Consider the following 13,796-nt stretch of genomic DNA (forward strand, 5'->3'; position numbering starts at 1 on the left):
AATCTGGTCGAAGCGGAATCGATGCCGGCGGGGATGATCAGTCAAGCGCGGGCACCACGGTGAACCTGCCCTGCGCACGTATATCGGCACTGGACGCCCCCACCCTGACCTCATAGGCACCGGGCTGCACCGCGTACGCCGCGCGCGCTTCGTCATAGTGGCGCAGGGCCTGCGCCGCCTCCAGGGTGAACGTCACCGTGCGGCGTTCGCCCGGGGCCAGCTGGACGCGCTGGAAGCCACGCAGTTCCTGCACGGCGTCGCCGCTGCCAGCGTGCTCGCGCCGCACGTACAGCTGCACCACTTCGTCACCGCTGCGGGTGCCCGCGTTGGTCACATCCAGCGCCACGCCCAGGCGGCCATCGGCGCGGAGGCTGTCTGCATCGAGGCGAAGCGTTCCATAGTCGAATCGGGTATACGACAGACCGTGACCGAACGGATACAGGGGCGTGCCGCGGAAGTAGCGATAGGTGCGGCCCTCCATGGCGTAGTCGTCGAATGCCGGCATCGCTTCGCCGGCCTTGTAGAACGTGACCGGCAAACGGCCGGCGGGATTGACGTCGCCAAACAGCGCCTGACCGACTGCGGTGCCGCCGCGTTGCCCGGGGTACCAGCTCATCAGGATCGCCGGCAGATGCGCCTGCGCCCAGTCCACGGCGATGGCCGAGCCACCGGTAAGCACCATCACCACCGGCTTGCCGGTGCCGTGCAGGGCCTCCAGCAGGGTGCGCTGCGGCGCGGGCAGTCGCAGGTCGGTACGGTCGCCACCGGCAAAGCCCGGGTAGTTGACCGTCATCTCTTCGCCTTCGACATCGCCGGTGAGTCCACCAACGAACACCACCACATCGGCATCGCGTGCGGCATCGAGCGCTTCATCGAACGGTGCCTTGGCGCCGGGCATGCGCCAGCCCAGGCGCACGCCGGCATCGCGCTGGTCGTCGTAGTACTCCAGTTTCAGGTCATAGGCACGCCCGGCCTGCAGGTCGAGTTCGACACCCTCGGCATGCAGGCGATCCGTGTTCACCCAGTGATCGATCACGCGCTTGCCGTCCAGATACAGGCGGTAGCCATCATCGCCGGCCACCTCCAGCCGGTAGCGACCGGACACAGGGGGCAGCAGCTGGCCGCTCCAGCGGATGCTGAAGCGGTCGTTGGGAATCCCCTGCCCCGGTGCCGCTTCGCCGCGTGCCAGCAGGTTGTCGGTCGGCGAGCCGCGGTCCCAGCGGAAGCCGATCTGCGCGTCGGTACGCACCAGGGCCGGAGTGCCGGACAGGTCGGGCGTGCGGAAGTACTCACCGCGCAGGCCACGCTCGGGCGAGTCCGCCGAGGGCCGCAGGTAGGTCGGCTCGATCAGCGGTGTGGCGCCGGGATCGTCACGGCCTTCCACGAGGTCGACGCCGCGCGCATAACGCACTTCAACGCCCTTGGCCGCCTCGCGTATGCCCTGCAGGATCGTCACCGGCGCGGCCGGTGTGCCGAAGTAGTTGCCGAGCAGCGCCATGGTGTCGTCGGCGGTGGGGCCAACCACGGCAATGCGCTTGGTGTTGCGCGACAGTGGCAGGATGCCGTCGTTCTTCAGCAGCACCAGCGATGCCTGCGCGGCCTTGAGCGCGAGCGCATCATGGGCCGGCGCCTGGTTCACCGAGGCGGGAATGCGCGCCCAGCGCACCCGCTCCGGTGGGTCGAACATGCCCAGGCGCATCCGTGCGGTGAACAGGCGGGTCACTGCATCGTCGATCTCCGCCTCGCTGATCAACCCCTGGCGCACGGCCGAGGGCAATGTGGCGTACTCCTGGCCGCATTCCAGCTCGGTGCCGTTCCTCACCGCCAGCGCCGCAGCGGCTTCGCGCGTGGTGACGATACGGTGGTGCTTCCAGATATCGACGATGGCCCAGCAGTCCGAGACCACGTAGCCCTTGAAGCCCCAGTCGCGTCGAAGCACATCGCGCAGCAGGAAACGGCTGGCACTGGCGGACTCGCCGTACACGCGGTTGTAGGCGCCCATGACCGCATCCACTTCGCCCTCCTTCACCAGCGCCTCGAACGCCGGAAGGTAGGTGTCATACAGGTCGCGCCGGCTGGGCCGTGCATCGAAGTGATGGCGGTCGGCCTCCGGTCCGCTGTGCACGGCCAGATGCTTGGCGGTGGCGTCCAGCTTGCGGTAGACGGGGTCGTCGCCCTGCAGGCCACGTACGAAGGCCACGCCCATGCGCGCGGTGAGGTACGGGTCCTCGCCATAGGTTTCCTGTCCGCGCCCCCAGCGCGGGTCGCGGAAGATGTTGACGTTCGGCGACCAGAAGGTCAGGCCCTGGTAACGGCCATGCGCGCCTTCGCGGAAGAACTGGTGGTGCTTTGCGCGGGCCTCGTCGCTGATGGTCGTGGCCACCTGCCCCATCAACGGTACATCGAAGGTCGCGGCCAGGCCGATTGCCTGCGGAAACACCGTGGCCTGCCCTGCCCGTGCGACGCCGTGCAGTCCCTCGTTCCACCAGTCGTAGGCGGGTACCCCCAGCCGTTCGATCGCCGGCGCGGCGTTCTGCATCTGCGCGGCCTTCTCTTCCAGCGTCATCTGCGCGACGAGTGCGGCGGCCCGTTGCTCGAAGCTGGCCGAAACGTCCAGCCAGGGCCGCGGCGCGGCCGCGGACGCGGCGGCCGCCACGCAGGTCAGTACGAACAGGGCGGCTCCACCGCGCAAGGTACGGCGGCGGGCCTTGGACGAAATCGACAGCCTCATTTGCTTCTCCCGGTGCGCTCGTCGCGCGCGAAAGGACCCAGCAGTGCGCCCACGAAGCCGCCTGCCCGGTCCGTACTCAGAACGGTGCCGTCCACCCCGCCTGCGAGCAGTTGCCAGCCCTGCCCATCGCCAGTGTCGAACGAGAACGCATAGTCGCCCTCGTTGCCGGCAACCTTCAGGCGCAGTGCTGCAGGCACAGGTACTTCACGGCTGGCCAGCGTCCGCGTGCTGCGGCCACCGTCGCGCGCTTCGAGGAAGAGCGAGAGGCGCCCCCCGCCAAGGTCACGAACGCCAAGGAAGTACCAGTACGCCTCGCTCTGGAACGCCGCCAGACCGGCGGCGACTCCGGAAGCTGGCGGGGTCATCGCGGTGCTCGCCTCGAAGCGCAGATGCTGCTGGCGCCGGCCGAGAAATGCCGGATTGCGCAGCGTGTCCAGATCCTCGGCAAGCGGGTGCACGGCCAGCATGCCGGGGCGCGTGGCCAGGTCGGCCCAGGCATGCCTGGGCACCCGCACGCGCAGCCACTGTGGATCAAGCGTCGGGCCATCGAAATTGTCGCGCGCTACGAAATTGCCGGTCGAAGGGGCCTGGGATGCCTCGCCCTGCATCCACGCGGGGGCCTTGGCCACATAGGGAATGGCCTGGTCAACCGGCAGGATCTGCGGCCAGCCATCCTGCCAGCGTACCGGCAACAGGTAGGTCTCGCGCCCGGTGTTGTAGTGCTGCTTCTGGTAGTTGCGGCTGGCCAGGAACACCGCCCACCACGAGCCATCCGGGCCTTCGACCAGGTCGGCATGGCCGGCATTGGTGATCGGAAGTGGACGGTCGTCCGGCAGTTCGCGCTGGGTCAGGATCGGATTGCCCGCATAGGGAACGTAGGGCCCCCACACCGTGCGGCTGCGCAGCACCACCTGCGAATGCTGCGGCCCGGTACCTCCTTCAGCGTCGGACAGGTAATACCAGCCCTCCCGCTTGTAGATGTGCGGTCCCTCGATCCAGATGGGATTCTTTGCCGGCTCCACGCCTCCATCAACCAGCACCCGGCGCGGCCCGACCGGCCTGAATGCCGCCAGATCGATCTGCTGCATCCAGATGGCGCGGTGCCCGTCGTAGCGCGGCGGGCCGGGCGGTGCATCGTTGTTGATCAGGTACACCTTGCCGTCATCGTCGAAGAACAGTGACGGGTCGATGCCATCGATGCCGGGCAGCCAGTGCGGATCGGACCACGGACCGGCCGGATCGCGCGCGGTGGCGATGAAGTTGCCACCACTGTCGGTGGCGGTGGTGACGACGTAGAACGTACCGTCGTGGTACTCGATGGTCGGCGCGAAGATGCCGCGCGAGACGCTCAGGCCGTCGAAATCCAGCTGCGTGGGGCGGTCAATCACATTGCCGATCTGCTTCCAGTGCACCAGGTCGGCACTTTCGAACACCGGAATGCCCGGGAAGTAGGTGAAGCTGGAATTGACCAGATAGAACCGGCCGTTCGCGCGCACGATGCTGGGATCGGCATGGAAGCCGGCCAGGACGGGATTGCGGTAGTGCCCGGCCGGCAGCGGCACTTCAAACGCCTGGTCATTGCCGCGGTACTCGAACCAGTCGAAGTACACCGGCGGAGCATCCGGCGGCGCGCTGGCCCGGGTGGTTGCGGCCGACAGCAGGAACAACGCCCCCAGCAGGTGGCGCGCCATCGACCTCAGGCCGGCCCTGTCGCGGGCCAGAGGGGACTGCTTGGACAACGTCATCATCGTCGGGCCTCGGCTTCGGCAATGGGAAGTTCGAACGGGCCGGCCGGCGCCCCGCTGCGGTCGCGCAGCGTGCACACCGGGCCATCGGCCCAGCAGTAGCGCACATGCGTTGCGCGCGTGGACAGCGGGCCGCGCAGCAGGATCCGGCGCGCATCCAGTCCGGCATCGGCGTACTCGCAGTGGCGCGTATGGCCCCTGGCCTCGCACAGTTCAAAGCCGATCGGACGCAGTGCGCCGGTTGCGGTGAGCGCACCTTCGACATCCTCGAACGCGATGGCCACGCCCGCGGGCGTCCGCACGGCCGTGACCGCCCGCGGACCTGACGGTGCCAGATCCTGCTCGCCGTACACCACATGGCGCGCCACGCGCGCCAGGCGGCGCCCGAGCTCCTGCTTGTTCGGCGGATGGATGTCGTAGGCGTCGCCGATGTCGATGGCAATGGCAAGACCGCTCTGCGCATCCTCGGCCGCGACGCGCCGCTGCGCCTCACGCACCTGCGCCCAGCCGCTGTCGGCGGGCGCAGCCGGCGGCTGGCCGTAGCCGGCCAGTTGTACCAGCAGCAGTGGCGTGCGCGCACCGAACTGCCGCCGCCAGTCCTCGCGCAGCGCACGCAACCGCGCCGCGTATGCCGCGCCATCACCGGTGTTCGATTCGCCCTGGTACCACAGCATGCCGCGCAGCCCGAAACCGCCGAGCGGTGCGATCATTCCGTTGTACAGCGTCGACAGCCCGGTGGCCGCCTGCCAAGGGGCAAATGGCGGCGCCTGCTGGCCCGGCGCAACCCGATACATCCACGGTCCCTGCAGTGGCACCCGCTCGCCGGTATCGAACTGCAGGCCGTGTGCCGTTGAAGGACCGGCCAGGCCGCCTTCGCCGTAGGTGTCCAGCACGTTGACCGCAATGCTGTTGGATCCTGCTTTCAGCAGGCCATGTGGCAACGGGTAGCGCCTCTCGCCGGCGCCGTACTGGCTGCCGACGGCGACCCCGTTCACCCAGGTCACGTCCACCTCGTCGGCCGATGCCAGCTCCAGGGTCGCGCCGCGTGCGGCCTGTTCAGCGCTCAGCATCACCTGCGTGCGATACCAGACCATGCCGTTGTAGTCGGCAAGTGCGGGCTCGTTCCACCGCTCCCATGCGCCCAGTGTGGCCGGTGCGCGCGACCATCCGCGGTCATCGGCATCCGTCCGCCATGGGGCGTCGCCGGGCAGCGTGCCCTCGCGTGTGGCCCACCAGTGCTGCCAGTAGCGGCCCCAGGCTGCGCGTGCCTCCAGCGGATCACGCGCAGACCGCGCGAGGATGTCGAGGGCCTCATCCAGGCCGCCCTGCCCGCGCAGTGCACCAACGCTGGTCCAGGCCTCGATCCGCGAGCCACCCCACGCCGCCTCGATCAGCCCCATCGGCACGTCGACCGTGCGCTGCAGTTCGCGCGCAAAGTAGAAGCAGGTGGCGGAGAAATCGCGCACCCTGTCGGGGGTTGCCGTTGTCCATGCAGGGTCGCCCTTGAAGCTCTCCTGTGCCTGCGCGGCCCCCTCCTGCGGCACGGTGAACAGCCGGATCCGTGGCATCGTGGCCGAGGCGATCTCGCTGGCAGCGTTGAGCGAGCGCCACACCGGCAGCTCCATGTTCGACTGGCCCGAGCACAGCCACACGTCGCCCATCAGCACATCGCGCGCCGTCTGCCGGCGCGTTCCGTCGTTTACCTCCAGCGTGTAGGGACCGCCAGCGGCGACCGGGTACAGCATCGCCTGCCAGCGGCCTGCGGCGTCCGCCCGGCTGCTCACCGCCTGCCCCGCAAACGTCACGGAAACCGGCTGCCCAGGGCTTGCGTGCCCCCAGACCGCAATGGGCCGGTCACGCTGCAGGACGGCGTGATCCCTGAACAGCGGATGCAGCAGTCCCGTCGTCTCCCGCGCCGCGGCCGGCATCGCCACTACTGCCGCAGCCATCATCGACAGCACACACCCGACCGCTCCGAACCTGCTCATCGGCCATCCCCCGGTGCGAACGGAAACTGCAACGCCTGGTAGTACGACAATGGCTGCGGCGGTGGCCGTTCGCCGGCGGGCAATGGCCGTCCGCTGAGCGACTGGAAGTACGCCACGCTGGCGTCACGCCACCATTGCGCTTCGTCGTGCTGGATCTGCAGGAACGCAGCAACGTGCCGATGCCGCTGCGGATCGATCCGGTCGCTCAGGCCGGCCCAGGTGTCCTGCATCGACCGCACCTGGCGCACACCCCGCGAATAGCGCCCGACCAGCTCATCCCAGAGCCTCCTGCCCGAGCGCATGCGGTGATCCCACGGCACATGATGGAACCACAGCAGCAGCGACTCGGGCACCCGCTCGGGGTCGCCATAGACCTCGGCGACCTGCGGCGCGTACTGGCCCACGGCGTTGCTTCCGCCGGCGCTGCGGTCAAAACCGATGCCCTGGCTGTCTGCGCGGTGGTAGTACACCGACGTCCAGTCCGCACGCGGGCCTCCGTCCACCCAGGGGCCGGGGCCGTAGTGATGGCCGCGTGCCATCAGGTGGTGCAGGCCCAGCGGCGTCATGTAATCCACTGCCGCCTCGCGCGAGTCCATCATCATCCGCACGATCGGGCCGGTCACCTGCGGGTCGGGCGAGAAGGTCAGCGCTGCCCAGTCTTCGGCAATCGCGCGCGCAGATTCCTGCGGGTTCCAGGCCAGTCGGCCGAAGGCGTACCAGTTGGCCTGATCGAAGTGCGAGCCACTCCAGGTGCGGTCCACGCCGATGTTGGCCACGCCGGCGATACCGGTCAGCGCATGACCCTCCAGCGAGCCATCGACCACGCGGGCAACCGTGGAGCCCTCGCCACGGGCATGGGTGTCGGCCTGCAGCACTTCCTCGTAGAGCGTTCCCAGGTAGACCAGGTGCGTCGCAAAACCCAGGTATTCCTTGGTGATCTGCAGTTCCATCATCAGCGGCGTGCGTGGCATCGCGCCGAACAGCGGATGGAACGGCTCGCGCGGCTGGAAGTCGATGGGGCCGTTCTTCACCTGCACGATCACGTTGGGTCGGAAGGCGCCGTCCAGCCCGACAAACTCGCTGTACGCCTGGTTGGCGCGATCTTCGGGAACCTCGTGCGAGTACACGAAGGCCCGCCACATCACCACACCGTTGTAGGGCGCCAGCGCGTCGGCCAGCAGATTGGCGCCGTCGGCATGGGAACGACCGTAATCCTGCGGGCCGGGTTGCCCCTCCGAGTTCGCCTTGACCAGGAAGCCGCCGAAATCCGGAATGCGCGCATGGATCTCATCGACCTTGTCGCGCCACCAGCGCCGCACGCCGGGATCCAACGGGTCAGCCGTCGCCAGGCCGCCGAGCTCGATGGGCGCACTGAAGCGTGCGCTCAGGTAGACCCGGATGCCATAGGGGCGGAACAGGTCGGCCAGCGCTGCGGCCTTGGCCAGATAGGCCGGCGACAGGCTCATCGCACTGGCATTGACGTTGTTGAGGACGGTGCCGTTGATGCCGAGCGAGGCGTTGGCACGGGCGTAGTCGGTGTAGCGCGGGTCACGCCACTGCGGCAACGTCTGCCAGTCCCAGAGGGAGCTGCCTGCATAGCCACGCTCGACGTAACGATCCAGGTTGTCCCAATGGTCGAGCACACGCAGTGCGACCCGCGGCGACGCCCGCACGTCCAGCCCCTGCAGCGGCATGCCACGCTGCAACAGGCGCAGCAGGTGGAACGTGCCATACAGCACGCCGACATCCCGGCGTGCCGCCACCAGCAGTACATCGCGCCCCTCGATCCGGACCCCCCGGATCAGGAAGCCCTCGTCGCCCAGCGTGGCAACCTCGTTGCCGAACGCGGCGACCAGCGCCGAGGACTGCGGCGTACCCAGCACCAGGGCATGGTCAGTACTGATTGCCGTTCGCATTGGCAGCGCCGTTCCCAGCAATCCAGGGAGGCTGCGCGCAAGCTCGTCGCGGGTAGCGCGCTGCATCGGCGTGCAATCCGGGGCCACCACTTCGGCCAATTGCCGCCGGTAATCGGCAGCGACCGTTGCGGCAACCGGCTGGTAGCGCATCCACAGCCCGTAGCCATCCTCCGCCCGCGCCACGCCAGCACAGGCCAGCAGCACGACCACGGCCCACAGGCGCGTGCCGACAGCACGCAACAAGGGCGTTAACATGCGCCTTTGTAGACTACGTCCGGGCCCGGGGCAGCGCATCATCGTCCTTCGCACCCCCGCGGCAGCGCCACCAAGAACAAAGGGATCGTGCATTGGACAAGCCGAAGAAATCGGTTCGCCGCAGAACCGCAGGCGTGACGATCGACGAGGTTGCGGCCCTTGCCGGCGTTTCGCCGATGACCGTGTCGCGGGTGATCAACCAGGGCAAGGTGCGCGACGTCACCCGCGAGCGCGTGCTGCGCGCCGTGCGTGAGCTGGGCTATACGCCCAATCTTGCCGCCAGTTCGCTGGCCGCCGCACAGCACACGCGCATTGCGCTGATCTACACCAACCCCAGCGGCGCCTACCTGCGCGAACTGCTGGTGGGCCTGCTGCGCGTCGCCTCCAGTTCCGCCATCCAGCTGGTCATCGACTATTGGGACAACCTGGATGCCGAATCCGAACGCAGGGCGGCGCGCGCGCTCGCCGGACGCGTCGACGGGGTGATCCTGCCGCCGCCGCTCTGCGAATCGCAGGCCGCCGTAAGCGAACTGGTCAAGGCTGGCATTCCAGTGGTGGCCATCGCATCGGGTCGCCTGAGCGAAGCCCTGTCCTGCGTCCGCATCGACGATTTCAGTGCGGGCAGGGAAATGACCGAGCACCTGCTCCGGCAGGGACACACCCGCATCGGCTTCATCCGAGGGCGCGATGACCTCAGCGCAAGTGCGCTCCGCTACGACGGCTTCGTCACCGCCCTGCGCGAGGCCGGGCTGGCGGTGGACCCCGGCCTGGTCCAGCACGGTGACTACACCTACCGGTCCGGCCTGGCTGCCGCCGAAAAGCTGTTGTCCCAGCGCCGGCCACCGACCGCGATTTTCGCCAGCAACGACGACATGGGCGCCGCCGCGATCTCCGTCGCCCATCGGCGCGGGCTGGAAGTGCCGCGCGACCTGTCGGTCGTGGGTTTCGATGACACCTCGGCCGCCACCACCGTGTGGCCGGAACTGACCACGATCCACCAGCCCATCGCCTCGATGGCCAACGCGGCCGTCGACATCCTGCTGCGCACCATCCGCCGTCCGGCGGCGGACACAACGGTGCTGCGCGATCATGTGATGCCGCATCGGCTGATCGCACGCGGTTCGGTCGCCGCGCCGCCCCGGCGGCGGTAGCGCAGGCATCATGCTCCGCATCCGAGGGTGACCTCGGCTTCGTTCAGCGCACCCAGCGCGACGCGTGACACGGAGATCGTCATCGCATCGCCCGTCACCACCGACCACGGCCGGTCGATCGCGTCCAGCTTGGCGCCCGCCTTGGCCAGGCACTTCAGCGGCACGCCAACACGCTTCCACTGGCCTTGTGGAAGCGCCGCCAGCGACGGCCCGATGGCCATGCGTGCCGAGCAGCCCGCGCCGCAACCGACCGACAGCCACGCCTCCCCCTGCGGCGCAGCGTCGACCCGCAGCGTGGTCAGCAGCATCAGGTCGCCGTTGGATTCGCGCTGCAGGTCCAGCGCCGTGTGCGACTGCAGTGCAGCGACGGCCTCGCCCTTGCCCGACCAGGCCAGGCGTCGCCCATCCTCCTGCGCCAGATGATCCACGCCGGTGATCTTCAGCCGATCATCGGGCAATGCATCCGGCACGCGGGTCACGGTCAGGCCCTGGCCTGCGGCCTGCTCAAGGCGCAGCGCCATGCCGGGGCCTGCATCACCGCGGGCGAAGAACACGCCGGTCGCGCCCTCGTTGCCGGTCACGCCCGATGCCTCCGGCAGCGCGGCCAGGTCGCCGTTGTCGGCGTAGGTCAGGCCAAAGCCGAACGCAAACAACGGATCGTAGTCCTTCTGGCCAACGTTGTTGGCGTACTGGGTGGCGGTGCGCGGCCAGCTGAAACTGAGCTTGCCCTTGAAATCGTGCTGCACGCGGCCATTGCTTCCGCGCAGCAGTACATCGGCAATGCCGGCGCCTTCCGAGCCCGGCAGCCATGCAGCCACGAAGGCATCGGCGGCATTGATTTCCCGGTTCACCCAGAGCGGCCGCCCGCTCAGAAAAACCGCAACAATCGGTATGCCTTCGGCCTTGAGCCGCTTGAGCAGCGCCAGGTCCGTTTCGTTGCCGGGCTTGTACGCCAGCGTCGGCCGGTCTCCCTGGAACTCGGCATAGGGGTCTTCGCCAAACACCACCACCGCCACATCGGGCTTCACTGCATAGCGACCGTCAACGGCAAGCACGGCTTCACCACCGGCCGCGCTGGCCTGGCGCGCGATGCCCTCGTAGATCGTGTCCGCATTGGGGAAGTCCTTGCGGGTGGTGCCGGTGCCCTGCCAGTTGAGCGTCCAGCCGCCGGCCTGCTTGCCGACATCGTCGGCTCCGTCGCCGGCCACGAGGATCCGCTGCTTCGGCGACAGCGGCAGGAGGCCGTTCTGGTTCTTCAGCAGGACCAGCGATTCGCGCACGGCCTGCCGGGCAACCGCGCGATGTGCTGGCGCGCCGATCAGTGCGAACTGCCCGCCGACGGCCCGCGTGGATGGACTGCCGGCCTCGAACAGCCCAAGGCGGAACTTGACCCGCAGGATCCGGCGCACTGCATCGTCCAGCCGCTGCGTCGTGATCCGGCCGTCCTTGACCGCAGCCAGCGTCGTCTCGTAGAAGCCCTTCCAGCTGTCCGAGGCCATCGCCATGTCCAGGCCCGCGATGATGGTGGCCGGGCAGTCTGTGGTGGTGCAGCCCTTGACCTGTCCATGACCATTCCAGTCACCCACCACGAAGCCACCGAAGTTCATGCGACCCTTGAGCACATCGGTGAGGTAATGCCGGTGCCCATGCATCTTTTCACCGTTGACGCTGTTGAACGACGCCATCGCGGTCTGCGCGCCGGCGGCGATTGCCGGCGGGTATCCGGCCGCGTGGATGCGCACCAGATCTGACTCGCTGATACGGGTGTCGCCCTGGTCCTTGCCGTCAGTGGTGCCCCCATCGCCCAGGAAGTGCTTCACCGAGGCGATCACATGGCGACCATCGAGGAACTCCGGTGTTCCCACCCTGCCCTGCAGCCCCTCCACCATGGCGGCGGCATAGCTGGCCACCACCTCCGGCGATTCGGAGTAGCCTTCGTAGGTGCGTCCCCAGCGATCATCCTGGGGTACCGCAACGGTCGGCGCGAACGTCCACTCCATGCCGGTGACGCGGGTCTCCAGCGCGGTGATGCCACCGATCTGCCGCAGCAGCTCCGGATTGCGCGTGGCGCCCAGCCCGATGTTGTGCGGGAACAACGTGGCACCAATGATGTTGCTCTGCCCGTGCACGGCATCAATGCCGAACAGCAGAGGGATGGCCTTGCCGCCTTTGGAGGTATCCATGGAGGCGTCGTAGAAAGCGTCGGCCAGCGCCAGCCATTCGGCCGGCGACGCGTCATAGCGGCCACCGGGATCGGAGTTGCCCCCGGCCAGGATCGAGCCGAGCCGGTAGCGGCGCACATCATCTGGAGTGACGCTGGCGATGTCGCCCTGCACCAGCTGGCCGACCTTGTCCTCCACCGTCATGCCGGCCATCAGGTCGGTGATGCGCTTCTCCAGCGCCGGGTCCGCAGCCAGGGGCCAGATGACCTCCGGCCAGGGATCCTTGTCGGTGGCTGCGGCGGCGGCAGCCCGGTCCTGGCCGCGGCAGCCGAGCAATCCCAGCATCAGTGCGGCGACCAGCGCGCCGCTGCGGATTACGAAGGCCTGCGATGTCATGGTGCTCATCCTTCCATCTGCTCCAGTTCCTTGCCCTTGGTCTCGTGCACATGCCGGACGACGAAGATCACCGAGATCACGGCAGCCACCAGGTAGATGCCGTAGGTGGCTGCCAGCCCTGCCGCGGCCAGCAGCATCGGGAACGTCACCGTGACCACGAAGTTGGAGGTCCATTGCGCTGCGCCAGCGACCGCAAGTGCCGAACCGCGGATCTGGTTCGGGAACATCTCGCCCAGCATCACCCACATCACCGGCCCCCAGGACAGATTGAAGAACACGACGTAGGCATTGGCCGCCACCAGCGCCAGCGTGCCCATGCGACCGGGCAGCTGCAGGTGCCCGTCCGCCAGCGAACCGCTGGCAAAGGCCACCACCACCAGTGCAAGCGACAGCGACATCCCTGCCGAGCCGAACCACAGCAGCGGCTTGCGGCCGATCCGGTCAATCAGCAGTACCGTGACAACGCAGGCACCGATGCTCAGCGCGCCGGACAGCACGTTGATCAGCAGCGCGTCGTTTTCGGAAAAGCCGACCGCCTGCCACAGCACGGCGCCGTAATAGAACACCACGTTGATGCCGACCAGCTGCTGGAAGCAGGCCAGCCCGACGCCGACCCAGACAATCGGGCGGATCCGCCCGGTCCCCCTGCTTTTCAGGTCGGACAGTCGCGGGCGATGGTGGTCGTTGGACAGCGAGGCATCGATCTCCTCGAGCGTGGCGCGGGCCTTGCCGCTGCCCAGCAGCCGGGTCAGCACCCGTAGTGCATCGTCCTTGCGCCGCTTCACCACCAGGTAGCGCGGGCTCTCAGGAATGGTCAGCAACAGCAGCAGGAACAGCAGCGACGGCGCGGCCTGCATCCAGAACATCCAGCGCCAGGCGGCCTGCCCGCCCCACAGCGGTTCGGTCGACGCGCCCGCTGCGGCCGCCAGCAGGTAGTTGGACAGGAAGGCAGCGGTGAGGCCGGTGATGATCGCGATCTGCTGCACGGTAGCCAGGCGGCCGCGATAGCGGGCCGGAGCGACCTCGGCAATGTAGGCCGGCGAGATCACGCTGGCCGCGCCGACCGCGAATCCACCCACCACCCGTGCGGCGATGAACCAGCCCGACGACACCGCTGCCCCGGCACCGAGTGCCGACAGCAGGAACATCACTGCCGACAGGATCAGCACGTTGCGACGGCCCAAGCGGTCGGCCAGCCGGCCTGCACTGAACGCGCCCACCGCACAGCCCAGCAGCATCGACGCGATCTCGAACCCCTGCATCCACTCACCGGACCGGAACGCCTGGTGCAGGCCATCCTGGGTACCGTTGATCACGCCGCTGTCGAAGCCGAACAGAAAACCGCCAATCGTCGCCACCACACTGATCAGTACGATCAGCCGCGTGTTCTCACCACTGCCCGCTGCCTGGTTCATCCCCATCCCCTTGAGTGCACCGTTGCGCCCTTCGCCT

At 68.2% G+C, this 13,796-nt stretch carries 7 protein-coding genes; 1 reads left to right on the forward strand and 6 read right to left on the reverse strand.

Annotated elements, in window-relative coordinates; all coding sequences use genetic code 11:
- Nucleotides 1-37: 37 nt before the first annotated feature.
- Genes AC5P7R_RS03765 through AC5P7R_RS03780 form a run of 4 tightly spaced genes read right to left on the reverse strand, consistent with a single transcriptional unit; the run spans nucleotide 38 to nucleotide 8,635 of the window.
- Entirely contained in the window at nucleotides 38-2,731 is a 2,694-nt protein-coding gene (locus tag AC5P7R_RS03765) for a glycoside hydrolase family 3 protein (RefSeq protein ID WP_459390187.1), read from the reverse strand.
- A complete protein-coding gene (locus tag AC5P7R_RS03770; RefSeq protein ID WP_478436566.1) occupies nucleotides 2,728-4,422 on the reverse strand; it encodes a glycoside hydrolase family 43 protein in 1,695 nt (564 codons plus the stop codon). Before AC5P7R_RS03770 ends, AC5P7R_RS03765 begins: the two co-directional genes overlap by 4 nt.
- A gap of 53 nt (nucleotides 4,423-4,475) precedes the next feature.
- Complete coding sequence (locus AC5P7R_RS03775) at nucleotides 4,476-6,428, reverse strand: sialate O-acetylesterase (protein ID WP_459390239.1); 1,953 nt, start codon at nucleotides 6,426-6,428, stop codon at nucleotides 4,476-4,478.
- A 32-nt stretch (nucleotides 6,429-6,460) separates the two neighbouring features.
- Nucleotides 6,461-8,635 carry an alpha-glucuronidase family glycosyl hydrolase gene (locus AC5P7R_RS03780; RefSeq protein ID WP_495213767.1) on the reverse strand — a complete coding sequence of 725 codons (2,175 nt, stop codon included), beginning with the start codon at nucleotides 8,633-8,635 and terminating at the stop codon, nucleotides 6,461-6,463.
- 92 nt (nucleotides 8,636-8,727) lie between these two features.
- On the opposite strand from AC5P7R_RS03780, the gene AC5P7R_RS03785 reads away from it, so the two are divergent.
- Complete coding sequence (locus tag AC5P7R_RS03785; RefSeq protein ID WP_021202401.1) at nucleotides 8,728-9,786, forward strand: LacI family DNA-binding transcriptional regulator; 1,059 nt, start codon at nucleotides 8,728-8,730, stop codon at nucleotides 9,784-9,786.
- An 8-nt stretch (nucleotides 9,787-9,794) separates the two neighbouring features.
- Here the strand turns inward: AC5P7R_RS03785 and AC5P7R_RS03790 are convergent, their stop codons facing one another.
- Both AC5P7R_RS03790 and AC5P7R_RS03795 read right to left on the reverse strand, forming a co-directional pair.
- Nucleotides 9,795-12,353, reverse strand: a complete 2,559-nt coding sequence (locus AC5P7R_RS03790) for a glycoside hydrolase family 3 protein (RefSeq protein ID WP_478435837.1) — start codon at nucleotides 12,351-12,353, stop codon at nucleotides 9,795-9,797.
- The gene (locus AC5P7R_RS03795) at nucleotides 12,350-13,759 is read right to left on the reverse strand and encodes a sugar porter family MFS transporter (protein WP_227852909.1); all 1,410 of its coding nucleotides are present in this window, start codon (nucleotides 13,757-13,759) and stop codon (nucleotides 12,350-12,352) included. Before AC5P7R_RS03795 ends, AC5P7R_RS03790 begins: the two co-directional genes overlap by 4 nt.
- Between the last annotated feature and the right edge of the window lie 37 nt (nucleotides 13,760-13,796).

The sequence above is a fragment of the Stenotrophomonas sp. YJH_SMC_27 genome (assembly GCF_059369815.1).